This is a genomic window from Streptomyces sp. NPDC042364, assembly GCF_056437585.1.
The window spans coordinates 267,268-288,542 of record NZ_JBWKAJ010000003.1; the positions used below are offsets into that span (position 1 = coordinate 267,268).

The 21,275-nt window shown below is 71.7% G+C and carries 20 protein-coding genes; 9 read left to right on the forward strand and 11 right to left on the reverse strand.

The window, feature by feature from the left end:
• The first annotated feature begins 21 nt into the window (after positions 1-21).
• Together AC067N_RS07690 and AC067N_RS07695 are read left to right on the forward strand one after the other, a co-directional pair.
• Positions 22-1,794 (forward strand): ABC transporter permease, encoded by a 1,773-nt coding sequence (locus tag AC067N_RS07690; protein ID WP_478677987.1) that lies wholly within the window; start codon positions 22-24, stop codon positions 1,792-1,794.
• Entirely contained in the window at positions 1,787-2,911 is a 1,125-nt protein-coding gene (locus tag AC067N_RS07695; RefSeq protein ID WP_478677988.1) for an ABC transporter ATP-binding protein, read from the forward strand. Before AC067N_RS07690 ends, AC067N_RS07695 begins: the two co-directional genes overlap by 8 nt.
• A 124-nt stretch (positions 2,912-3,035) precedes the next feature.
• Here the strand turns inward: AC067N_RS07695 and AC067N_RS07700 are convergent, their stop codons facing one another.
• The 6 genes from AC067N_RS07700 to AC067N_RS07725 form a co-directional block, all read right to left on the reverse strand.
• Positions 3,036-3,350 (reverse strand): carboxypeptidase-like regulatory domain-containing protein, encoded by a 315-nt coding sequence (locus AC067N_RS07700; protein WP_478677989.1) that lies wholly within the window; start codon positions 3,348-3,350, stop codon positions 3,036-3,038.
• Positions 3,347-4,282, reverse strand: a complete 936-nt coding sequence (locus AC067N_RS07705; RefSeq protein WP_478677990.1) for a trypsin-like serine peptidase — start codon at positions 4,280-4,282, stop codon at positions 3,347-3,349. Before AC067N_RS07705 ends, AC067N_RS07700 begins: the two co-directional genes overlap by 4 nt.
• Before the next feature lie 215 nt (positions 4,283-4,497).
• A complete protein-coding gene (locus AC067N_RS07710) occupies positions 4,498-5,055 on the reverse strand; it encodes a DinB family protein (RefSeq protein ID WP_478677991.1) in 558 nt (185 codons plus the stop codon).
• 156 nt (positions 5,056-5,211) lie between these two features.
• Complete coding sequence (locus AC067N_RS07715; protein ID WP_478677992.1) at positions 5,212-6,060, reverse strand: sugar phosphate isomerase/epimerase family protein; 849 nt, start codon at positions 6,058-6,060, stop codon at positions 5,212-5,214.
• Complete coding sequence (locus tag AC067N_RS07720) at positions 6,057-7,211, reverse strand: dihydrodipicolinate synthase family protein (RefSeq protein WP_478677993.1); 1,155 nt, start codon at positions 7,209-7,211, stop codon at positions 6,057-6,059. The genes AC067N_RS07715 and AC067N_RS07720 overlap by 4 nt, the downstream gene beginning before the upstream one ends.
• Positions 7,208-8,359, reverse strand: a complete 1,152-nt coding sequence (locus AC067N_RS07725; RefSeq protein WP_478677994.1) for a Gfo/Idh/MocA family protein — start codon at positions 8,357-8,359, stop codon at positions 7,208-7,210. Before AC067N_RS07725 ends, AC067N_RS07720 begins: the two co-directional genes overlap by 4 nt.
• 321 nt (positions 8,360-8,680) lie before the next feature.
• Between AC067N_RS07725 and AC067N_RS07730 the strand changes: the two genes are divergently transcribed.
• Positions 8,681-9,724, forward strand: a complete 1,044-nt coding sequence (locus AC067N_RS07730) for a LacI family DNA-binding transcriptional regulator (protein WP_478677995.1) — start codon at positions 8,681-8,683, stop codon at positions 9,722-9,724.
• A gap of 446 nt (positions 9,725-10,170) precedes the next feature.
• Here AC067N_RS07730 and AC067N_RS07735 read toward each other — a convergent pair whose 3' ends face one another.
• Genes AC067N_RS07735 through AC067N_RS07745 form a run of 3 tightly spaced genes read right to left on the reverse strand, consistent with a single transcriptional unit; the run spans position 10,171 to position 13,610 of the window.
• The gene (locus tag AC067N_RS07735; RefSeq protein WP_478677996.1) at positions 10,171-12,453 is read right to left on the reverse strand and encodes an ABC transporter permease family protein; all 2,283 of its coding nucleotides are present in this window, start codon (positions 12,451-12,453) and stop codon (positions 10,171-10,173) included.
• Positions 12,450-13,142, reverse strand: a complete 693-nt coding sequence (locus AC067N_RS07740; RefSeq protein ID WP_478677997.1) for an ABC transporter ATP-binding protein — start codon at positions 13,140-13,142, stop codon at positions 12,450-12,452. Before AC067N_RS07740 ends, AC067N_RS07735 begins: the two co-directional genes overlap by 4 nt.
• Positions 13,143-13,199: 57 nt before the next feature.
• A complete protein-coding gene (locus tag AC067N_RS07745; protein WP_478677998.1) occupies positions 13,200-13,610 on the reverse strand; it encodes a hypothetical protein in 411 nt (136 codons plus the stop codon).
• A gap of 285 nt (positions 13,611-13,895) precedes the next feature.
• Here AC067N_RS07745 and AC067N_RS07750 point away from each other — a divergent pair, with 285 nt between their 5' ends.
• The 6 genes from AC067N_RS07750 to AC067N_RS07775 all read left to right on the forward strand — a co-directional run bounded on the left by AC067N_RS07750 (position 13,896) and on the right by AC067N_RS07775 (position 18,929).
• Entirely contained in the window at positions 13,896-14,096 is a 201-nt protein-coding gene (locus AC067N_RS07750) for a CsbD family protein (RefSeq protein WP_478677999.1), read from the forward strand.
• A gap of 247 nt (positions 14,097-14,343) precedes the next feature.
• Complete coding sequence (locus AC067N_RS07755; RefSeq protein ID WP_478678000.1) at positions 14,344-15,333, forward strand: iron-containing redox enzyme family protein; 990 nt, start codon at positions 14,344-14,346, stop codon at positions 15,331-15,333.
• 154 nt (positions 15,334-15,487) lie between these two features.
• A complete protein-coding gene (locus tag AC067N_RS07760) occupies positions 15,488-16,186 on the forward strand; it encodes a HemK2/MTQ2 family protein methyltransferase (protein ID WP_478678001.1) in 699 nt (232 codons plus the stop codon).
• Positions 16,167-16,421, forward strand: coding sequence for a CDGSH iron-sulfur domain-containing protein (locus tag AC067N_RS07765; protein ID WP_478678002.1), 255 nt, complete (start codon positions 16,167-16,169; stop codon positions 16,419-16,421). Before AC067N_RS07760 ends, AC067N_RS07765 begins: the two co-directional genes overlap by 20 nt.
• 99 nt (positions 16,422-16,520) lie before the next feature.
• The gene (locus AC067N_RS07770; protein WP_478678003.1) at positions 16,521-18,047 is read left to right on the forward strand and encodes an FAD-dependent oxidoreductase; all 1,527 of its coding nucleotides are present in this window, start codon (positions 16,521-16,523) and stop codon (positions 18,045-18,047) included.
• A gap of 75 nt (positions 18,048-18,122) precedes the next feature.
• Complete coding sequence (locus AC067N_RS07775; RefSeq protein ID WP_478678004.1) at positions 18,123-18,929, forward strand: sugar phosphate isomerase/epimerase family protein; 807 nt, start codon at positions 18,123-18,125, stop codon at positions 18,927-18,929.
• Positions 18,930-19,086: 157 nt separating this feature from the next.
• On the opposite strand, the gene AC067N_RS07780 is transcribed toward AC067N_RS07775, so the two are convergent.
• Together AC067N_RS07780 and aroA are read right to left on the reverse strand one after the other, a co-directional pair.
• Positions 19,087-19,827 (reverse strand): Type 1 glutamine amidotransferase-like domain-containing protein, encoded by a 741-nt coding sequence (locus AC067N_RS07780; RefSeq protein WP_478678005.1) that lies wholly within the window; start codon positions 19,825-19,827, stop codon positions 19,087-19,089.
• A gap of 57 nt (positions 19,828-19,884) precedes the next feature.
• A complete protein-coding gene (gene aroA / locus AC067N_RS07785) occupies positions 19,885-21,162 on the reverse strand; it encodes a 3-phosphoshikimate 1-carboxyvinyltransferase (RefSeq protein WP_478678006.1) in 1,278 nt (425 codons plus the stop codon).
• Positions 21,163-21,275 lie beyond the last annotated feature (113 nt).

The following is a 21,275-nucleotide window of genomic DNA, read 5'->3' on the forward strand; positions in this document are numbered from 1 at the left end:
GGACGATCGGAGTCAGAGCAGATGTCAACCCTCACCCAGCCACCCCGGACACCGGCCGGAGCGTCACCCGCGGAGACGTTCGAGCCTCCGCGCTACCGCCGCCCCCTCGGCATCGGTCGGGACACGGTGGTCCAGTACGCGGTCCTGGCGTTCCTCGCCGTACTGGTGCTGGCCCCGATCGTCCCGACCCTGTACCAGAGCATCCGCAACCGCCCGCTCTACGAGGCGGGCGGCGCCTTCACCCTCAGCGGCTACACCGACCTGTTCACCAAGGCGGGGTTCGGTGAAGTCGCCCTGAACACGCTGCTGTTCGCCTCGCTGACCACGGTCCTGAGCCTCGCCATCGCCATCCCCATGGCGATCGTGGTGGTCCGTACGAAGCTGCCGGGCGGCCGGCTGATCGCGCTGGCGATGCAGTGGCCCTTCTTCATCTCGTCGCTGATCCTGGGCTTCGGCTGGATCATCATGTACGGCCCGGCCGGTTTCGTCAGCGTCAAGGTCCAGCAGGTCTTCGGCTCCGTGCCGTGGAACCTGTACTCGATCCCCGGTATGGCGCTCACCGAGGCCGTGGCGCTCGCGCCGATCGCGTACGTCTTCTGCGCCAACGCCCTGCGCCAGTCGGACGCCTCGCTGGAGTCGGCCGCCCAGGTCTGCGGGGCGGGCCCCTTCCGCATCCTCGCCCAGGTGATCGTGCCGCTGCTGCGGCCGCCGATCGTCTACAGCGCGATCCTCGTCTTCTCCGTGTCCATCGAGACGCTGAGCGTGCCGCTGCTGTACGGCCAGCCCGTCGACATCGACGTGTTCTCGACGTTCCTCTACCACAACGGACTTCAGTCGGTGGACCCCGACTACACGATGCTGGGTGCCGCCTCCACGGTCATCCTCGTCGTCACCCTGAGCCTGGTCGCCGTCCAGGCGAAGCTGCTGAAGGACGCGGCCCGGTTCGTCTCCGTGCGCGGCAAGGTCACCCGCCCGCGCAAGCTGGACCTGGGCTGGCTGAAGTGGGTGAGCATCGCCTTCATCTGGCTGTACGTCGTCGTCGGCGCCCTGATCCCGATCGCCGGCCTGGTGATGCGGTCCTTCACCCTCGTCTTCACCCCGCTCCAGTCGCCGTTCAGGACGGTGACGACGAAGAACTACGAGCTGGTCTTCGACTCCGACAACTATGTGCAGTCCCTGTGGAACAGCCTGATCGTGGCCGGGGTCGGCTCGGTGGTCGTGTCCGCCCTCGCCGTGTTCGCGGTGATGGTCGCGAGGCGGTCGACCTTCCGCTGGGGCCGGGCGGTGGAGTACCTGGCCCTCATCCCGCAGTCCCTGCCCGGCATCATCATCGGCATCGGCTTCTTCTGGGCCTTCGCGCTCGCCCCGTTCGGCATGGGGTCCGTCCTCCAGGGCACGGTCTACGCCGTCATCATCGCCTTCGGCATGCGGGCCCTGCCCAGCGCGTTCGGCTCGGTCGCCCCCGCGATCATGCAGATCGGCGGTGAGCTGGACAACGCGGCCCGCGTCTCCGGCGCCGACTGGCTGATGACCTTCTTCCGGGTCCTGCGGGCCCTGATCACCCCGGCGTTCGCCGGAGCGCTGGTGCTCACCTTCGTGATCATGCTCAAGGAGTACTCCCCGGCCGTCTTCCTCAGCTCGGCCGACAACAACATCCTCGGCACCACCATGCTCAGCCTGTGGACACAGGGCAGGGCCGGGTCCGTCGCCGCACTGGCCACCCTCCAGATCGGCATCACCGCTGTCTTCGTCGCCCTGGCGGGACTGCTCATGAAGGGAAAGCACCATGCCTGAGGTGACCGTCAGGAACCTGGCGAAGACGTTCGGCGACAACTCCGTCCTGCGCGACGTCACCTTCACCATCAAGGACGGCGAGTTCTTCACGCTGCTCGGCGCGAGCGGCTGCGGCAAGTCGACCACGCTGAACTGCATCGCGGGACTCGAGCAGCCGACGGAGGGCTCGATCTCGGTGGGTGGGAAGCCCTTCGTGGACGCGTCGGCCGGCGTGTTCCTCCCGCCCGAGGAACGCAACCTCGGCATGGTCTTCCAGTCGTACGCGCTGTGGCCGCACATGACGATCGCGAAGAACCTGGCCCTCCCGCTCACCATCCGCAAGGTGCCCAAGGACCGGCAGAAGACCCTCATCCACGACGCGTTGGACAAGGTGGGCCTCGCGAACCTGGCGGGCCGCTACCCGCACCAGCTGTCGGGCGGCCAGCAGCAACGCGTGGCGCTGGCACGTGCGTTGGTGTACTCGCCGACGGTCCTGCTGCTCGACGAGCCGCTGTCGAACCTGGACGCGAAACTCCGCGAACAGGCCCGCGCCTGGCTGAAGCGGCTCCAGGAGGAGCTGGGCATCACCACGGTGTACGTCACGCACGACCAGGACGAGGCCCTGGCGCTGAGCGACCGGATCGCCGTGATGGAGGGCGGCAACATGATCCAGATCGGCACGCCGCACGAGATCTACGAACGTCCGGCCGCGCCCGCGGTGGCGGCGTTCGTGGGCCGCTGCAACTTCCTGACCGGCAAGGTGGTCTCGCTCGACGGCACCCGGCACGGTGTGCGCCTCGACGCGAGCGGTGAGACGGTGCGGGTCGACAGCGAACGCCCGGTCGCGGTCGGCGAGTCGGTCACGGTGGCGGTCCGCCCCGAACGGCTGGAGGTCGTGGCCTCCGCCGAGACCCCGGCGGGCGTGAACAGGCTCGACACCGAGGTCATCACCAGCTCCTACGTCGGCTCCCGCTACGAGTACGACGTCCGCCTCGGCGACCAGGTCGTCCAGGTCCTCAGCGGCAACGGGGGCCTGTCGGGCGAGGTGGCGCTGGTCTTCGAACCGGGGCAGGCGCTGCTCTACCCGGACAAGGTGGAGTTGTCGGCGGACGAGAGGGACCTGCTGACGGTCGCCTAGCGGCCCCCACCTCCCCTCCCCCTCCCGGTCCCCGGGGGCCGCCTCCCCGGTCCCCGGGGACACCGCCTCCGTACCCCCGCGTCAGGCATCAGGCCGTCAGGCGTCAGGCGTCAGGCGTCAGGCGTCAGGCGTCAGGCGTCAGGCGGAGGGTGACGGCGACCGTCGCGGGGGCGCCGGCGGTCGGGGCGGGGATCGTGACATGGGCGCTCGCCGTGCCGGCGAGGGTGGCGGCGTCGGCGTCCGTACGGCACACGACGGTGTACGTCCCCGCCAGGGGAGCCGTCATGGCGAAACGGCCCTGGGCGTCGGTCAGGGCCGCGATGTCGGGCAGCGGGCCGGGGCCGTCCGCGAGGACGACACGCGCGCCGCCCGCGGGGGCCCCCGAGGCGTCGGTGACGACGCCTCGGATCACTCCTGCGGGCGCTTGATGTGCGTTCATGCCTTCCAGGCCGTGAAGTTGTTGGCGACGGCGGTGGTGATACGGGTACCCGAGTTCACCCGGGCGCCGCCGTACGCGTGGACGGCGACTCCGTAGCGGCCGCCATTGTAGAAGCGGTAGACCGCGCTGCCGCTCTGGCCGCCGTAGGTGTCGATGTCGTAGTACACCTTGCGCGGACCCACCGAGTCGATGCGCCGGGCGTCATACCAGAGGGTGCCGTACGGCTTGTCCGCCGGGTAGCCGGCGATGTTGCCCGTGGTCTGGAGCAGTTCGCCGTCGGACCACACGCCGTAGCCGAACCAGCCGGTGGCGTTGCCGGCGTTGCTGGGCAGGATGATCGCCCCGTAGTCGTACTCGTGGTTCCCGTTCTGCGTCCAGCCGGTCACCGAGCGGAAGCTGGTGCTGGTGTACGGGCCGTACGGGGCGGAGGCGCCGTTGCGGCCGGGCCACACCCTGATGCTGCGCACCCAGCCGTCGCGGCCGGGGACTCCGCTGTTCTTGATGAAGACCACGTGCCCGGCGGTGGCGATGGTGTGCGGGCCGATGAACCAGCCGGTGCCCACCCACGCCGAGCCGTCGGCGGCGGTGATCTCCAGGAAGCAGTGCGCCCGCCACGGGTACACGCCGGTGTCGGTGATCTGGACCCGGTCGTCCGGCAGATGGACCGTCTCCTGTTCGATGAGCGGCCCGAACGACGCCTCCCCGATGTCCCGCACGACGCCGATGTCGTACGTGGCGATCTCCGCGGCCGCTTCCGGAGCGTCGGGCAGCCGGTAGCCCTCGACCGCCTCGATCCCCTCACTGGTCGGACCCGCCGGGCTGCCCGCCTCCCCGGTGTCCGGTGCGGCGACCACCGGATGTCCCGGCGCCGGGACGAGCAGACCTTCCGGCTGGTTGGACACGGCGACGTGGTACTGGAGTTCCTGCGACATCTACGACTCACCATCCCTGTCTGGCGCATGTCTTGCTTTAAGCCCTTTAAAGGACTTGATGACCCTTCAGATGAAATATCCCAGGGGACACCAGAGTGACGGGAGGGCGCGACTGACGGTGACGGAAGCACGGGAGTACCCCCGGGAGAGACGTTCCGCGCTTCGCATGACTTCACTGGGAGTGACGGGAGTTCAAGGCGGCCGTCACGTCCGGGTCAGGAACCCGGCGCGACGGCGGCGCGCTGCAGGCGGAGTTGGCCGATCTCCGCCGCGTTCTTCATCAGTTCGGCGTTCACCCAGGCGACCATGTGCGCCACGGTGTGCCGGGGGTCGTCCTGCCAGGGGAACGCGGCGGTCGACTCCAGGTCGGCGTCGGTGAGGCGGTCCAGCGCCTCCAGCCAGTCCACGCGCAGGGCGCGCAGCCACCCGACGGCCGGCTCGCCCGCGCCCGGCCAGCCGATGTCGCTCCGCTCGCGAGGCGGTCTGCCGTGGGCGTGGTCGGCGGCCACGCTCCACCACCAGCCGATGTGCCAGCTCAGCCAGGCGACGGTCGGTACGGGTACGGGGTCGGGCTCGGTCTCCGCCCAGTCCGGTACCCAGGTCCCGTCGTCGGCCCGGCGCATCGTCCAGCAGATCGCGGCGGGTTCCCACAGGAAGTCGTCGGGTTCGATTCTCTCCAGGTGGTACTCGAACAGCGACCAGGTCAGGTCGAACTGCCAGCGCAGCAGATCGAGCGCGCTACGTGGGGCGGGATCATGGCGAGAGTCGGTCACCGGCCGACCCTCGCACAGCGGCCGTGCCGTTGAGAAACGGGTTTCCGCAGGGGTGAGCGGCACCCGGGTTCTCGACGGTGCGGCCTGTCCCCGTGCGTGCGCGCCGCCGGTTCCCGGGGGCACCACAGTGTTCCCGGGAACCGGTCGGCGACCGTTTCATGCCGCGTGCAGCACGAACCTCCGTGCCGTCTCCGACAGGAGCGCGTGGCCGTCGCCGGCCCACAGCTCGTCGTTGAACAGCTCGACCTCGATGGGACCCGTGTAGCCGGCGGCTTCCACGTACCCCTTCCACTCCCGCATGTCGATCGAGCCGTCGCCGATCTGGCCGCGGCCGGTGAGCACGCCCGCGGGGAGGGGGGTGATCCAGTCGGCGAGCTGGAAGGTGTGGATGCGGCCGCCGGCGCCCGCGCGGGCGATCGCCGCGGGGGCCGTGTCGTCCCACCAGATGTGGTACGTGTCGACCGTGACGCCCACCTGGTCCGCCGGGAAGCGTTCCGCGAGGTCCAGGGCCTGGTTCAGGGTGGCCACCACGCAGCGGTCCGAGGCGAACATCGGGTGGAGCGGTTCGATCGCCAGGCGGACGCCGTTCGACGCCGCGTACGGGCCCAGCTCGGACAGGGCGTCCGCGATGCGTTCCCGTGCCCCGTGCAGATCCTTGGAGCCGGGCGGGAGGCCTCCCGAGACCAGGACCAGGGTGTCGGTGCCGAGCGTGGCCGCCTCGTCGATCGCCCTGCGGTTGTCGGCCAGGGCCGCCGCCCGCTCCGCCTCGTCGATCGCCGTGAAGAAGCCGCCCCGGCAGAGGGTCGTGACCGTCAGGCCCGCGTCGCGGACCAGCTTGGCCGTCGCCTCCAGGCCGTACTCGGCGACCGGTTCACGCCACAGGCCCACGCCGGGGATGCCCAGCTCGACGCAGCCCCCGACCAGTTCCGGCATCGAGAGCTGCTTCACCGTCATCTGGTTGATGCTGAAGCGGGAGAGGTCCCCCGTCGTCGTCCCGGTGCTCACTGGGTCACCCCGTACACGGACAGGAGGTTCTTCATCCTTGCCTCCGCCAGCGCCGGGTCCTGGAACAGGCCCAGGCCGTCGGCGAGTTCGTACGCCCGCGCGAAGTGCGGGAGGGAGCGGGCCGACTGGAGGCCGCCGACCATCGTGAAGTGCTCCTGGTGGCCCGACAGCCACGCCAGGAGGACCACGCCCGTCTTGTAGAAGCGGGTGGGGGTCTGGAAGAGGTGGCGGGAGAGTTCGACGGTCGGGTCCAGGAGTTCCCGGAAGCCCTTCACGTCGCCCGTGTCCAGGACCCGGACCGCCTCCGCCGCCAGTGGGCCCAGCGGGTCGAAGATGCCGAGGAGGGCGTGGCTGAAGCCCTTCTCGTCGCCCGCGATCAGCTCGGGGTAGTTGAAGTCGTCGCCGGTGTAGCAGCGGACGCCCTGCGGGAGCCTGCGGCGGATGTCGATCTCGCGCCGGGCGTCCAGCAGGGACACCTTGATGCCGTCCACCTTGTCGGGGTGGGCCGCGATGACGTCGAGGAAGGTGTCCGTGGCCGTGTCCAGGTCGGACGAGCCCCAGTAGCCCTCGAGCGCCGGGTCGAACATCGGGCCGAGCCAGTGCAGGACGACCGGCTCGGCGGCCTGGCGCAGCAGGTGGCCGTAGACCTCCAGGTAGTCCTCGGGGCCCCGCGCGGCGGCGGCCAGCGCCCGCGAGGCCATCAGGATCGCCTGGGCACCCGATTCCTCGACGACCGCGAGCTGTTCCTCGTACGCCTTGCGGATCTCGTCCGGGGACGCCGGCGCGGTCAGCTGGTCGGTGCCGACGCCGCACGCGATACGGCCGCCGACCGCCCTGGCCTCCTCGGCGCTGCGGCGGATCAGCTCCGCCGCGCCCGCCCAGTCGAGGCCCATGCCCCGCTGGGCGGTGTCCATCGCCTCGGCGACGCCCAGCCCGTGCGACCACAGGTGGCGGCGGAAGGCGAGCGTCGCGTCCCAGTCGACGGCCGCCGAGGAGTCCGGGGACACGTCGGCGAAGGGGTCGGCGACGACGTGCGCCGCCGAGAAGACCGTGCGGGACGTGAAGGGGGCGCCGGTCGTGAGGGCGAGGGGTTCCGGGCGGGGGGTGTAGGTCTTCAGCCCGCCCGCGCCGTCGGGGAGTCGGATCGTCACAGCTGGATCTCCGGTACGTCGAGGCGGCGGCCCTCCGCCGAGGACCTCAGGCCCAGTTCGGCGAGCTGGACACCGCGGGCGCCGGCCAGCAGGTCCCAGTGGTAGGGCGCGTCGGCGTAGACGTGCTTGAGGAACAGCTCCCACTGCGCCTTGAAGCCGTTGTCGAACTCGGCGTTGTCGGGCACCTCCTGCCACTGGTCGCGGAAGGAGTAGGTGGCGGGGATGTCGGGGTTCCACACCGGCTTGGGGGTGGCGGAGCGGTGTTGGACTCGGCAGTTGCGCAGGCCGGCCACCGCCGAGCCCTCGGTGCCGTCGACCTGGAACTCGACCAGCTCGTCGCGGTTGACGCGCACGGCCCAGGAGGAGTTGATCTGGGCGATCGCACCGCCGTCCAGCTCGAAGATCCCGTACGCGGCGTCGTCGGCGGTGGCGTCGTACGGCTTGTCCTGCTCGTCCCAGCGCTGCGGGATGTGGGTGGCGGTGAGGGCCTGGACGGACTTCACCCGGCCGAACAGCTCGTGCAGGACGTACTCCCAGTGCGGGAACATGTCGACGACGATGCCGCCGCCGTCCTCCGCGCGGTAGTTCCAGGAGGGGCGCTGGGCCTCCTGCCAGTCGCCCTCGAAGACCCAGTAGCCGAACTCGCCGCGGACGGAGAGGATGCGGCCGAAGAAGCCGCCGTCGATGAGGCGCTTCAGCTTCAGCAGGCCGGGCAGGAACAGCTTGTCCTGGACGACGCCGTGCTTGATGCCGGCGCCGTGGGCGAGGCGGGCCAGCTCCAGGGCGCCCTCCAGGCCGGTGGCCGTGGGCTTCTCCGTGTAGATGTGCTTGCCGGCCGCGATCGCCTTCCTGAGGGCCTCCTCGCGGGCTGAGGTGACCTGGGCGTCGAAGTAGATCTCCACGGAGTCGTCGGCGAGGACCGCGTCCACGTCCGTGGACCAGTGTTCCAGCCCGTGCTGCTCGGCCATCGCCTTCAGCGCGTGCTCGCGGCGGCCCACGAGGATCGGCTCGGGCCACAGGACGGTGCCGTCGCCGAGGTCGAGTCCGCCCTGCTCGCGGAGGGCGAGGATGGAGCGGACGAGGTGCTGTCGGTACCCCATGCGCCCCGTCACGCCGTTCATGGCGATCCGTACGGTCTTGCGTGTCACGGCCGATCCCTTCGTCTACGTCTGCGTTGCTGACTTGTTCGTTCTGGTTCGTACGCGTCCGGCGCCGCGTACGCCCGGAGGACCCGCGAAGAGGTGAGCGTGACAGCAAGCGCTTTCTATCTAGTGAGAAGCTAGCCTCTGGGCAGCGGTCCGGACAAGACCGCGGGGGGTTCGAGTTGTTCGAGGGGGCGAACAGCGATCGCGGTCGTATGGTTCCCCGAACAAGCCGCACGGCCCTGCTCAGGGGACACGCGGCCGGCTGGACGAGCCGCACGGCTCACGACGACTCGAACGAGACGCTCACCGGAGGCGAGTAAAACGATGACAGTGACCCTGGCGGACGTGGCGGCCCGTGCGCAGGTGTCGCCCGCGACCGTCTCCCGGGTGCTCAACGGGAACTATCCGGTGGCCGCGTCCACACGGGAGCGGGTGCTCAAGGCCGTCGACGAGCTGGACTACGTCCTGAACGGGCCCGCCAGCGCTCTCGCCGCCGCCACCTCCGATCTCGTGGGCATCCTGGTGAACGACATCGCCGACCCCTTCTTCGGGATCATGGCGAGCGCCATCCAGAACGAGATCGGCGGGCCGGGCGGGCGCGCGGGCGGGGAGCGGCTGGCCGTGGTGTGCAACACGGGCGGCTCCCCGGAGCGCGAGCTGACGTATCTCACGCTGTTGCAGCGGCAGCGGGCCGCGGCCGTCGTGCTGACCGGCGGGGCCGTCGAGGACCCCGCGCATCTCGCCGCGGTCGGCACCAAACTGCGCAAGCTGACGGAGGCCGGGACGCGGGTCGTGCTGTGCGGACGGCCGCCCACGCCCGACGCCATCGCGATCACCTTCGACAACCGGGGCGGCGGGCAGCTGCTCACCGAGCATCTGATCGCGCTGGGGCATCGGCGGCTCGGATACATCGCCGGGCCCGAGGAGCGGACCACCACACGGCACCGGCTGGAGGGCCACCGGGCCGCGCTGGCCGCGGCCGGTATCGAGGACGACCCCGGACGGACCGTCTACGGACGCTACGACCGGCTCTCCGGGTACGAGGCGACGCTGGAGCTGCTGCGGCGCGACCCGGCGCTGACGGCGGTCGTCGCCGCGAACGACACGGTGGCGCTGGGCGCGTGCGCGGCGCTCCGCGACTCCGGCCTGCGCATCCCCGACGACGTCTCCGTCGCCGGGTTCGACGACCTGCCGTTCAGCATCGACGCGGTGCCGGCGCTGACGACGGTGCGGCTGCCGCTGTCGGAGGCGGGGGCCCGGGCGGGACGGATCGCGATGGGGCGCGAGGAGGCGCCGCCGGGCGGGATCGCCATGGTGCGGGGAGAGCTGATGGTGCGGGGATCCAGTGGGAGGCCTCGGAAGGCCTGAGGTGGAGTCGGGTGGATTCCGAGGGGGTGGGGGCGGGCTTTCGGGTGGGGCTGGTTCCGGATGGGGCCCGCGCCAGGTGGGGCCGGCGCCAGGAGAGGCCGTGGTTGCTGTCGGCGCTCGGCGGTCCTGCGGCGGGGATGCGTGCGGTGGCCGGCCGCGCGCCGCGGAACGGGAGGGCATGCGGCCGGGATCGATGCTGTCCGCCTGTCGTACCTGGTCGGGTCGGGGAGCAGTCAGGCTCGGTTCGCGGCCCCGCCGGGCCTGCGTCCGGCTCGGCCTGCGGTCACCTCGGCCCGCAGGCGGCTCATCTTCTCCGGGTCGCCCCACGGTCACCTCGGCCCATGCCCGGCCGAACCCCCACCCGTCTCAGCCCGCGCCGCCTCGGCCCGTGTGGGGGCTGCGGCGGCGCGGGCCGGGACGGTGTACCGGGAGCGGTCGTGCCGTGATCAGTCGCGGCGGATCAGTTCCGGGTCGATGCGCCGTCCGACGAGCGGAAGCGTTCCGAGGGCGGACAGGGCCGCCACGCCCGCCGCCGCGAGAGCGAGCACCGGGAGCCCCGCGAAGTCCCAGTAGATCTCGCTGCCTCCGGTGATCAGATAGGAGGCCTCGGCAAGCTTGCCCGTCACGAGCGCCAGCGCAAGCCCGATGCTCAGAGGGAGCACCACCTGGACGCACTGCACGGTCCGCATCGTGCGGGCGCGTGCGCCGATCAACGTGATCGCGGTGACCTGTGCGCGCCGCTCCACCGCCCGGTCGGTCACCGAGACGACGAAGGCCGCGGTGCCGATGACCAGACCCATGATCATGCCGACGCCGAGCAGTGTTTCGAGGACGGCGATCTGCTGGAGCCCCTCGATGTTCACGCCGACGGGGTTGATCTCGGCGGTCGGGGTGACGGCGGCGATCCCGTCGAGGACCCTGCGGACCTGGTCGCGGTCGGAGCTGCTGGTGAGAACGTATTCCGCCGCCTCCGGGCGGGCGGTGGCCGGCAGCGCCGACGGCGGGATGAGCACCTCCGCTCCGCCCACCCCCGACGGGTCGTACCCGTTGTAGGCGATCTCGTCCTTCGGAAGGGTGATGCTCAGGCTGCTCTTGCCCTGCCCGCCTTCCGGTATGCGGAAGACAAGGGTGTCACCCGGGCGCGCGCCCTGGCCGGTGCCCGAGTTCGGATCACTGAGCCGCATCACCTTGCCGTCCACGCAGCCCTCGGAGCGCTGTACCAGCTTGGTGAGCTGGTCGCAGGTGGCGACGACGGCGCCGGCGTAGGGCTGGTCGGCGGGACCGTCGGGGTCGTTCCAGGACATCATCGTCACCGCGTGCGCGCGCACCCCCGGCACCTCGGCGAGCCTGCGCTGTTGGTCCGGGGTGAGGGTGGAGAGCGGGATGGCGTAGTCCTGCACGGGGGCCGAGGGCCGGGAGACCTGCTCCAACTGGATCAGGACGCCTTGGGCCAGGGAAGCGGAGAAGACGAGCAGCACGAGCCCGGTGACGACCCGCATGGTGCTGCCCGGCTCGACCTCGTTGCGGCGCATGGCCAGGTTCAGGGTGAGGGACTGGGTGGTTCGCGCGAGCCGACGGGCGAGGGCGAAGGACAGCAGGGGCAGCGTCAGCACCAGTCCCAGGCCCGTCAGCAGAATGCCCGCCGGGATCAGGATCGTGTTCGGGCCGACGCTGTTGGCGGGTTGGCCGGTGAAGCCCGTGGCGCAGTAGCCGGCGACGATGCCGAGGCCCGTCACCAGCAACAGGGCTCCCCACTTGGTGGGACGCCTGGGCGCGGCGGTGCGGCGTACGGCCAGTGGGTTGGCGGCGGCGTCGCGTGCGCTGGCCCGGCCGACGAACCAGGCGAGGAGCGGTGCGCCGATCAGACAGACGGCGACGGTCGTCACGGACAGCGCGCCGTCGGCCGGGTACCACCGCAGACTGGGCAGGCCGGTCCGGGTCATCACCTGGTTGAGGATCCAGTACTCGCCGAGACCGAGTATCGCGCCGAGCAGGGCCGCGACGACGGTCTCGGCGGCGTTGACCCGCTGGGTGCCCTTGGTGCTCAGGCCCAGCAGCCGCAGCGAGGCGAGGCGGCGGTTCCGGCTGGCGGCGGAGAGCCGGGCGCAGACGGAGAGGAAGATGCCGAGGGGGAGCAGGACGAGTGATCCCAGGGCGAAGCGGATGTAGGTGAGGGTCGAGGGTTCCACGGCGGGGAAGGGCGCGTAGCTGTATCCCCAGCCCTTCAGGGCACGGCCCTCGTCGGCGATCTTGTCGCGGGGCGTGCCGATGTAGGCGAACAGCTCGTCGGGGTGGGCGAGCCCGGTCGGGCCGATCAGGCCCTTCTCGTTACCGGGCAGGAGTGATGCGATCGCGGGCCGGTCACGGAGCAGCTCGTGTGCGCGGGGGGAGAGGAACACCTCGCCGGGGCCCGGGAGTTGCTTCAGTCCCGGCGGTGCCGTGTCGGCGCCCTCGGTTCCCTTGGCGATGAACACCCGGGTGAACGGCTTGGCCCCGTAGGGATCGGTGCGCTGGAGGACCAGTGTGGACTGCGCGGACCGCGCGGAAGCGGACCGAGGCTCGCGCGCGGCGGATCTGCCGTCGTGTGCGTCGAGGATCTGCGGGATGGTGAGGACGAGGGCGAGGCAGCAGACGCCGAGGGAGCCTCCGCCCGCCATGAGGAAGAAACGTATGCGGTTGCCTCGGCCGGCGCCGAACAGCAGGCGCAGACCCAGCAGGAACTCCCTCACGCCGCCCTCCGGGGGGTGAGGACTCCGTCGGACATCGCGTAGTGGCTGTCGGCCTGCGCGGCGACGGCGGGGTCATGGGTGACCAGGATGACGGCGGTGCCCTGGGAGCGCGCCAGGTCGAGGAACTCCTTCAGCACGGCGGACGCGTTGGCACTGTCCAGGGATCCGGTCGGCTCGTCGGCGAACACGACGGCCGGGCGGTGTACGAGGGCCCGTGCGACGGCGACGCGTTGGCTCTGGCCGCCCGACACCTGCGACGGGCGGCGCTCGCGCAGATCGCCGAGTCCCAGCCGGGCGAGGACCTCGCCGGCGGTCGCGAGCGCGGGACGCTTGCGCTGTCCGGCCAGGCGCAGCGGCAGGGCGGTGTTCTCCTCGATGGTCAGCTCGGGGAGCAGTTCGCCGTACTGGAAGACGAAGCCGAAGCGTTCCCGGCGCAGCGTGCTGATCTCGTCGTCGGTGAGATCGCCGAGGGTCTGCCCCTCGAACCGCACGTGCCCTCGCGTGGGAGGCAGCACTCCCGCGAGGCAGTACAGCAGCGAGGACTTTCCCGAACCGCTCTGGCCGGTGATGGCCGCGACCTCCCCCCGTGAGATCGAGAGGTGGGCGCCGCTGACAGCCAGTTGCGTGCCGTAGGCAAGGTCAACGCCCTTGGCGGAAAGGACTTCTGACGTACTGATGGCTTCCCCCAAAGAAGCGACCGGGCCCAGGGTCGCCCTGGGCCCGGTACTTGGCGTTGCAGCTGCTGCTTACCGCTGGTAGTGCTTGGTGGTAGAGCAGTTGTCGGGGTTCAGGGAACCCTTGTCCCGGCAGACGCGGATGTACGCGTCGTCGGTGTAGCGCTGCGGAGCCGCCCAGTTGAGGTGGTTCAGGGCAACGGTCTGCTTCTGCTTGCCGTTGTAGCGGTTCCAGTCGTAGCCCTCGACCTTCACCTGCATGTACACGTTGTGGTCGTCGTCGTGGTCGGTGTCCTGGAGCCGACCCTTCCACTCGAAGGCGCCGTGGTTCGTGCCCGCCGGGTGCCACTTGTACTCACCGTGGTGGAACTTGGCACCACCGGTCGAAAGCGTCGGAATGTCGTGCCACGAGGCGGCGAACGCCGTCCCCGCCCCCATGGCGAAGAGACCCACGGCAAGGGCACCGACTGCCAACTTGCGCATTTTTCCTCCCGTTTGTGTTCTGTTGTACGGCCCTGGCGGTCAGTCCAGAGCGGCCACGAAAGCTAACACGACCGCGGAGGGGGATGGGGATGATCAGTTCGATCTTGCCCCGCCTGTCCGATTGCCCGACCGGCACTCTTTGCGAGAGCTTTCCCCTGGCATTACATGAACATGACCTTCCGGATCGCCACCGGAGGTGTCACACACCGTGACGCTTCGGCGCGCGTCTGTCACTGGTCCGTCTTACGTTGGGCGTGAAAGCTCCCCCCACCTAGGAGGAACACCATGGCCGCCAAGGGCAAGGGCAACATGGACAAGATCAAGGGCAAGGCCAAGGAAATGACCGGCAAGGTCACCGGCGACCGCGAGCAGCAGGTCGAGGGCAAGATGCAGCAGGCACGCGGCGAGGCGAAGAAGATCAAGGGCAAGGCCCAGGAGCGCGCCCAGGGCACACGGCGCACCCCCTCCAAGGGCGAGCGCATCTGAACGACGCCGACCGTGCGCGCTCGGCGCAGGCCGAGCTGAGCCGGTGAAAGGGGCTCGCGTGACTGCGGAGCCCCTTTCGCGCGGGTGTGCACCCGGAGGCAGGCAGCCTGGGCACGGAGTGGCGCGGGGCTCCGTGCGGGGGACGTGGGGCGCCCCCGCGTGGATCTCGACCGACCCCGCTGCGGCCCCCTGTCGTCCCGTCTGATCTTCGGGTGACTTAATTTCGGATCGCGGGTACTCGGCGCGCATGGATGTCCGGTCGGAGGAACCGTCGCTGCCTGCGGGCAGGGGCGGGATCTCGGGTGCCCTCGTCGGGCATCTGCGGGGGAGCGGGCCGCTGCCCGACGAGCGGGCGGTCGCGGGGGCCGACCCGTTCGGGGAGGATCTCCAGCTCGCGCTGTACGTCTGTTACGAGCTGCACTACCGCGGCTTCGCCGGTGTCGCCGACGACCGCGAGTGGGACCCGGAGCTGCTGCGCTTCCGGGCCTCGCTGGAGTGGCCGTTCCTGGAGGCCCTGCGGGCCGACGCGACCCGGCACAAGCGGGCCGACGAGGCGCTGGACGAACTGCTGGTGGAGCCCGTCGACGGCACCGGCGTCAGCCGGTTCCTCGCGGAGGAGGGCGAGCTGTGGCAGCTGCGGGAGTACGCCGCCCAGCGCTCCCTCTACCACCTGAAGGAGGCCGACCCGCACGCCTGGGTGCTGCCCCGGCTGTGGGGGCGGGCGAAGGCCGGGATGGCCGCCGTGGAGTTCGACGAGTTCGGCGGTGGCCGGGCCGACCGGGTCCACGCCCGTCTCTTCGCCGACCTCATGACCGACCTGGGACTCGACCCGGCCTACGGCCGCTACGTGGACTCCGCCTGCGCCGAGGCCCTCGCCCTCGTGAACCTGATGTCACTGTTCGGGCTGCACCGTGCCCTGCGGGGCGCTCTCGTCGGCCACTTCGCGACCGTCGAGATCACCTCCTCCCCCGCCTCCCGGCGGCTCGCCAGGGCGATGCGCCGGACGGGGGCCGGGGCCGCCGCCGAGCACTTCTACACCGAGCACGTCGAGGCCGACGCCGTGCACGAGCAGGTCGTACGGCACGAGGTCGTCGCCGGGCTGCTGGCCGTCGAACCGCATCTGGACGCCGACGTGGCGTTCGGCGTGGACGCCACGAACCATCTGGAGGACGCCCTCGCCGACCGTTTCCTCGACGCCTGGCGGGCCGGCCGGTCCTCGCTGCGGGCACCCGTCTGACCCGGCCCCCACGGGGCACCCGCCCGCCCCACCCCCTTGCTCCCCACCCCCTTCCTCCTCCCACCACGACAGACCACCCCCTCACCCGGCCGCCCGATACGCACCAGTCGGACCCGCTGAACCGGACCCCCACAGACCCGGAGGCCGAAGCACCGTGAACCCCCTCTCACCACCCCTCGCTCTGCCAGGCGTCTACGCCCCGCAGGACGACACCGAACTTCTGGTGCACGCCCTGGGGCGGGAACCGCTCGCGCCGCGGGCCCGGGTTCTGGACGTCGGTACGGGTACGGGTGCCGTGGCGCTGGCCGCCGCCCGGCGGGGGGCGCGGGTGACCGCCGTGGACATCTCGTGGCGGTCGGTGATCAACGCCAAGGTCAACGCCGTGCTGGCGGGGCTGTCGCTGAGTGTCGTCCGGGGGAACCTGCTGGCCCCGGTGTCGGACCGGTCCTTCGACCTGATCCTCTCCAACCCGCCGTACGTACCGGGGCCGGAACCGGACCCCGGCGGCGGCACCCCCGGGCGGACGCCGGTCGTACGGGGCGCCGCACGGGCCTGGGACGCGGGGTGGGACGGGCGGCTCGCCCTGGACCGCATCTGCCGGGACGGGCCGGCGCTGCTCCGGCCCGGCGGGGTGCTGCTGCTCGTGCAGTCGACGCTGAGCGACGAGGAGGGGACGCTCGCACAGCTGCGCGCGGCGGGCCTGCGGGCCGAGGCCGTGGACCGCCGGTACGTCGCCTTCGGCCCCGTGCTGCGGTCGCGGAGCACCTGGTTGCGCGACCGGGGGCTGCTGGGGGACGAGGGGGACGACGAGAAGGAAGAGCTGGTGGTCATCCGTGCCGAACGACCCTGCTGAGCGCCGCCGCATCACCCTCCGGCGTCCCGGCCCGCTGCTGGTCGAGGGCCCCGTCGAGGTCACCACGGAGGACGGTACGACCGTGTCGTCGGACCGCTTCCTCGTGGCCCTGTGCACCTGCCGCCGCAGCCGTGTCCACCCCTGGTGCGACACCAGCCACCGGCAGCGTTCCGGGGGCGGGGCCGACGCCGACCGCCGGCGCCGCCCGTCCGACAGCCCACCCGAGCCTCCCTGAGCCACCTGCCGAGCGTCGTCGGGCCGCCCGAGCCGGGTCTCGCCGAGCCGCTCACCGCCAGCCGCGCACAGCCGTCCGTCCGAAGGGAACCCGGCCGCCATGCACACCTACGCGGGCAAGCAGAAGTCGTACTGGATCGAGACCGCGCCCGAGGTGGGCCCCCATCCGGCGCTCGACGGGGACCTCGTGGTCGACGTCGCCGTGGTGGGGGCGGGCATCGCCGGCATCAGCACGGCGTGGGAACTGGCCCGCACGGGTCGCAGCGTGGCGTTGCTGGAGGCGGACCGGGTCGCCGCGGGGGTGACCGGACACACCACGGCGAAGGTGAGCGCGCTGCACACGCTGGTCTACGACCGGCTGCGGCGCCACCGGGGCGCCGAGGCCGCGAGCCTGTACGCGCGGTCGCAGACGGAGGCGATCCGGCATGCCGCCGCGGTGGTGGAGGAGCTGGGGATCGCGTGCGACTGGGAGGAGACGGAGGCGTACACGTACGCCGAGGACGAGGGCCGTGTGGCCGGGCTGAGGGCCGAGGCGGAGGCGGCGCGGGAGGCCGGGCTGCCCGCCTCGTTCGTGACGGAGACGGGGCTGCCGTTCCCGGTTGCGGGGGCCGTGCGGGTGGCGGAGCAGGCGCAGTTCCATCCGCGCAGATACCTGCTCGCGCTGGTCGACGACTTCGTGCGGCAGGGCGGCGTGGTCCATGAGCGGACGCGGGTGACACGGCTCAAGGAGGGCTCGCCGTGCCGGCTGACCACGGAGGCGGGGTTCACGGTGACCGCCGGGGACGTCGTGGTCGCCACGCACTACCCGGTGTTCGACCGGGCGCTGCTGTTCACCCGGCTCTCGCCGCGCCGGGAGCTGGTCATGACGGCGCCGATCCCGGCGGACGCCGACCCGCGGGGCATGTACATCACGCAGGAGCAGCGCACGCGGTCCGCGCGCACCGCCCCGTACGGGGACGGGCGGCGGCTGCTGATCGTCACCGGGGAGCACTTCACACCGGGCACCGGCAATGTCGGGGAGCGGTTCGACCTGCTCGCCGAGTGGGCCGTCGAACGCTTCGGGAAGCTCGACTTCACCCACCGCTGGGCCACCCAGGACAACGACTCCACCGACTCCGTCCCGCTCGTCGGCCCCTTCCACGCGGGCAGCCGGCACACCTGGGTGGCGACCGGGTTCGGCGGCTGGGGCATGAGCAGCGGCATCATGGCCGGGCGGCTCCTCACCGACCTGATCATCGGCCGGAAGGCGGCGTGGAGCGACCTGTACGACCCGCGCCGCATCCTCAGCGCCGTGCGGGAGGCGCCGAGCTTCCTCAAGCATCAGGCCCAGGTCGCCCGGCACTTCGTCGGCGACCGGCTCTCCCCGTCCTCCGACACCTCCTTCGACACGATCGCGCCGGGCGACGGGGCGATCGTCCGGGTCGGCGGCCACCACTGCGCGGTGCACCGCGACGACGACGGCGTCCTCCACGCGGTCTCCGCCCGCTGCACCCACCTGGGCTGCCTCGTCGCCTTCAACCGCGCCGAACGCGCCTGGGAATGCCCCTGCCACGGCTCCCGCTTCGACCCGGAGGGCCGCATCCTCCAGGGCCCTGCGACGAAGCCACTGGAACAGCGGGAGATCTGACGGCGGCCCTTTGCCCCCGCCGGCGGATGACCGCGTGCCGTATCGACCGATGAGCGACGAGTAGGGTCCGACGACATGAAGCTTGCGTTTTCCACTCTTGGTGTGCCCGGTGTTCCCGTCTCCGAGGTCGTACGCCTCGCGGCCGGGCACGGCTATCACGGTGTCGAGTTGCGGGCCCATCCCGAGGAGCCGGTGCATCCGGGGATCGGGGACGCGGAACGGGCGGAGGTGGCGGCCGCGTTCAAGGAGGCCGGCGTGGAGATCCTGGGGCTGGCCGGGTACGCCCGGGTCGCGGCGCCGGGGGACGACGGGCCCGTACTCGACGAGATCCGGGCCCTGCTCGACCTGGCGCGGGACCTGGGCGCGCCCTTCGTCCGCGTCTTCCCCGGCGGCGACCCGGACGGCGGACAGAGCGCGGAGGAGGCCGACGCCGTCGCGGCCAGGCGGCTCGGCGCCGCGGCGGAGGACGCGGCCGAGCGGGGCGTGCGCATCCTGCTGGAGACCCACGACTCGCACCGCACCGGCGCCGACGCCATCCGCATCCTCGGCCCCGTCGGCCACCGCAACGTCGGCGCGCTGTGGGACGTCATGCACACCTGGCTCGGCGGCGAGCAGCCCGCCGAGTCGTACGCCGCCCTCTCCCCCTTCCTCGGCTACGTCCAGGTCAAGGACATCGCCTCGGCCGACGACACGACCCCGGTGCCGCTCGGCGCGGGCGTCCTCCCGCTCGGCGAGTGCGTGGAACTCCTCTCCCGCAAGGAGTGGGACGGCTGGCTGTGCTGGGAGTACGAGAAGCGGTGGTACGAGACGGCCGCGCCGCTGCCGGGCCTGCTGACGTCGGGGAGGGAACATCTGGGGCGGCTGCTCAACGACGCGGCCTGAACGGTGCGGGCGGGTGGGGGCTGATGATGAAGCGCACGGGGCGCGGCCCCGGCCGCCTTTCAGGGGCGCGGGGCGGTGACGGATGCGGCTCCGCCGCGTGGGCGCGGGAAACCACGAACCACCCGCACCCGCCACAAGCGCCCGCACCGCCGGGCCACTACGCGCCGGGCTCCGGCAGCAGCCGCGGCTCGACCCGGTCCTCGACGACCGTGTCCCCCTCCCGCCGCACGATGTACGCCCCCTTGCCGGGCACCTCGGAGACCACCTCCGTCAGCTTCGTGCCGTGGTACACGAGGCCCACCCCGTCGTCGGTGCAGTGCGTCTCCGGCAGTGTGCCGTCCGCGACGAGGTCGTGGACGAGGGGGCGGCGGCCGGCGTCGCTGTCGTAGTGGACGCCGTTGCCGTAGGGGAGGTACGCCAACGCGTCGGTGACGGGACGCAGCCGCGGGCCGAAGGAGTCGGTCGTGCCGCCCCGGAACCAGCAGATGGAGCCCGCGCTCACCCCGCTGAGGACGACTCCGGCCTCCCAGGCCCGCCGGAAGACCGTGTCGAGGCCGTGGACGCGCCAGACGGCCAGCAGATTGGCCACCGAGCCGCCCATCACCCAGACGACGTCCTGTTCGAGGACGGCGCCCTCGACGTCCTCGATGTTGGGCATCGGGAAGAGCTGGAGCGGGGTGAGGTCGAAGCCCGCCACCCGCGCCGCCTCGCTCATACGGGCCGTCATGTGCTCGGCGTCACCGATGGCCGTGCCGACGTACATGACCTTCGGACGACGGCCGTTCACACCCGACAGCTCCACCGCGTGGTGCACGAGCGAGTTGAAACCGACCCAGATGCGGTCCCCCCTGCGGTGGCCGCCCGAGGTGGCGACGATGGTGGGCTCGGTGGCAGTCATGGCCGGGAGATTAGCAAGGCGGGGCGGCCCTTCCGGCCTCCGCTGCTGTACGGGCGTTCAGTTGGCCGACGGGCCGCCGGACATTCCCCGCCGAAGCTCCGCGAACGCCGCCCCGAACTCCGCGTGAAAGTCCGGGAAGGTCTTCCGTACGCAGCCGGGGTCGTCGAAGGTGATGCCGGGCACCCGAAGTCCCGTCACCGCGAAGGACATGACGATGCGGTGGTCGCCGTACGTCCTGATGTCCGCGCCGGCCGTGGGCGCCCCCGGGCTGATCTCGATCCAGTCGGGCCCGGTGGCGACCTCCACGCCCAGCCGCCGGAGGTTCTCCGCGCAGGCGTCGAGCCGGTCGCACTCCTTGACCCGGGTGTTGGCGACGTCCTCGATACGGACCGGCCCGGAGGCGAACGGGGCGATCGCGGCGAGGGTCGGCATGGTGTCGGAGATGTCCCGCATGTTGACGGTGAGGCCGCGCAGTCGGCCGGTGCCCGTGACGGTCGTCCGGTCGTCCCGTACGTCGACCCGGGCGCCCATCCGGCGCAGTACGTCCACGAAGCGCAGGTCGCCCTGGAGCGCGCCGGTGCCGAGGCCGGGGACGGTGACCTCGGTGCCGGTGAGGGCGGCCGCGGCGAAGAAGTAGCTCGCGGTGGAGGCGTCCGGCTCGACGGCGTAGGCCGTCGCACGGTAGCCGCCGGGCGCGACCGCGTAGGTGATGCCGGTGCCGTCGTCCGTGCGGCGGACGTCCGCGCCGAAGGCACGCATCATCGCCGTGGTGATCTCGACGTACGGCTCCGAGACCAGGTCGGTCACCTTGATGCGGAGACCGTCGCGGGTGAGCGGGCCGAGGAGCAGCAGGGCGGTGAGGTACTGCGAGGACTGGCCGGCGTCGAGGGTGACGTCGCCGCCGGTGACGCCGTTCGCCCTGATGCGCAGCGGGTGGTGGCCCTCGGCCTCCTCGTGCACCAGGTCGACGCCGAGGTCCCGCAGGGCCCTGGTGAGGGGGGCGAGGGGGCGGCGGCGCATCTGGGCGGAGGCGTCGAAGCGGTAGGTGCCGTGGCCGGCGGCGGCCAGGGTCGGCAGGAAGCGGGCCGTGGTGGCGCCGTCGCGGCAGTAGACGTCGGCGGTGGTGACGGCGGGGCCCTGCGGGCGGCCGTCGACCCGCCAGGTGTCGGGGGTGCGGCCCACGCGGTAGCCGAGCCGGGTCAGCCCCTCGGCGAAGCCCTCGGTGTCGTCGGACCGCAGGGGGCGGCTGAGCGTGGTGACTCCGTCGGCGGCGGCCGCGAGGAAGAGGGCGCGGGCGGTGATGGACTTGGAACCGGGGATGTGCACGAGGGGCATGGGGCCATGGTCGCGCCCGAGCGCCGCCGCGCGTGGTGGCGTCCGCCAGGTGGACCGGGCGCCTCATGGCTCGGGGGTGCGGGTGGTTCTGGCGGGTGCGGGTGCGTCGTGGT

Excerpts from the sequence above, each read along its gene's own strand:
- AC067N_RS07690 (WP_478677987.1), top strand. The coding sequence starts at position 22 with ATGTCAACCCTCACCCAGCCACCCCGGACACCGGCCGGAGCGTCACCC.
- AC067N_RS07695 (WP_478677988.1), top strand. The coding sequence starts at position 1,787 with ATGCCTGAGGTGACCGTCAGGAACCTGGCGAAGACGTTCGGCGACAAC.
- AC067N_RS07700 (WP_478677989.1), bottom strand. The coding sequence starts at position 3,350 with ATGAACGCACATCAAGCGCCCGCAGGAGTGATCCGAGGCGTCGTCACC.
- AC067N_RS07705 (WP_478677990.1), bottom strand. The coding sequence starts at position 4,282 with ATGTCGCAGGAACTCCAGTACCACGTCGCCGTGTCCAACCAGCCGGAA.
- AC067N_RS07730 (WP_478677995.1), top strand. The coding sequence starts at position 8,681 with ATGACAGTGACCCTGGCGGACGTGGCGGCCCGTGCGCAGGTGTCGCCC.
- AC067N_RS07745 (WP_478677998.1), bottom strand. The coding sequence starts at position 13,610 with ATGCGCAAGTTGGCAGTCGGTGCCCTTGCCGTGGGTCTCTTCGCCATG.
- AC067N_RS07750 (WP_478677999.1), top strand. The coding sequence starts at position 13,896 with ATGGCCGCCAAGGGCAAGGGCAACATGGACAAGATCAAGGGCAAGGCC.
- AC067N_RS07755 (WP_478678000.1), top strand. The coding sequence starts at position 14,344 with ATGGATGTCCGGTCGGAGGAACCGTCGCTGCCTGCGGGCAGGGGCGGG.
- AC067N_RS07770 (WP_478678003.1), top strand. The coding sequence starts at position 16,521 with ATGCACACCTACGCGGGCAAGCAGAAGTCGTACTGGATCGAGACCGCG.
- AC067N_RS07775 (WP_478678004.1), top strand. The coding sequence starts at position 18,123 with ATGAAGCTTGCGTTTTCCACTCTTGGTGTGCCCGGTGTTCCCGTCTCC.
- AC067N_RS07780 (WP_478678005.1), bottom strand. The coding sequence starts at position 19,827 with ATGACTGCCACCGAGCCCACCATCGTCGCCACCTCGGGCGGCCACCGC.
- aroA (WP_478678006.1), bottom strand. The coding sequence starts at position 21,162 with ATGCCCCTCGTGCACATCCCCGGTTCCAAGTCCATCACCGCCCGCGCC.